Source organism: Escherichia sp. WS1451, assembly GCF_046487365.1.
Taxonomy (GTDB): domain Bacteria; phylum Pseudomonadota; class Gammaproteobacteria; order Enterobacterales; family Enterobacteriaceae; genus Escherichia; species Escherichia coli.
In genome coordinates, this window is record NZ_JBJQJP010000069.1 from 1 (window position 1) to 945 (window position 945).

General features: G+C 48.6%; 1 protein-coding gene. It reads right to left on the minus strand.

Going from position 1 to position 945, the window contains the following annotated elements; translation table 11 throughout:
* Positions 1-248 precede the first annotated feature (248 nt).
* Positions 249-701 (minus strand): NAD(+)--rifampin ADP-ribosyltransferase Arr-2, encoded by a 453-nt coding sequence (locus tag ACJHX7_RS26170; protein WP_000237816.1) that lies wholly within the window; start codon positions 699-701, stop codon positions 249-251.
* Positions 702-945: the final 244 nt, after the last annotated feature.

Consider the following 945-nt stretch of genomic DNA (forward strand, 5'->3'; position numbering starts at 1 on the left):
AACCGAAAAATGAAGGTTGCTGCGGCTTACTTGTCTGCGTTCTTGGAAGTGCTCATCTGCTGACTATCTCATGATTGAATTTGAATCGTAACAACTTTCAAGCAACTCTGCGAGGAGCCTTATTGTGCGCCCAACGCCGCCATAAACGGCGACAGGGTGGCGCGCCTATTGCGCATAAAATGGCGAAGCCATGCGCAACAGGCGCGGAATCTCTGGCGTCCGGTTTGATGGCTTTGTTATGCAAAGGACTAGTCTTCAATGACGTGTAAACCACGGCGCTTTAAGTCCTCTAACGAATCCAACATTCCCCTTATTAATTCAACAGGATGCCCCTCCCAGTCTTCAACAACGCCAACAATTCTCAAGGGTTCGCAGGTTCTATAGGACTGTGTTGGATTACCGGGAAATTTTTTGTTCGTAAGATTCGGATCGTCTTCGAACGGTCCTGTTGGCTCAACTATGTATATGTAGCCGCGACCCTCGAGGCCAGACAGTGACATAGCAAGTTCAGCTCCCCAAACTGCTGGCTCCATCAAGGCTGAAAAGTAGATGTGCTTAAGAATACGACCGTCCTCGAAATGAGAGATGAACCCTGTGGTTAGCAAGTCACCAATCGCCAAATTGGCTTTGGTTCCATGATAGAACGGTCCTTGCACCTGCTTGTAATTATCATGAGAGATGGGAATCCAATCTTTTACCATTTTAAGACCCTTAATTGTTGGGATTTGGCTGCATAACTTTGTTTTAGGGCGACTGCCCTGCTGCGTAACATCGTTGCTGCTCCATAACATCAAACATCGACCCACGGCGTAACGCGCTTGCTGCTTGGATGCCCGAGGCATAGACTGTACAAAAAAACAGTCATAACAAGCCATGAAAACCGCCACTGCGCCGTTACCACCGCTGCGTTCGGTCAAGGTTCTGGACCAGTTGCGTGAGCGCATA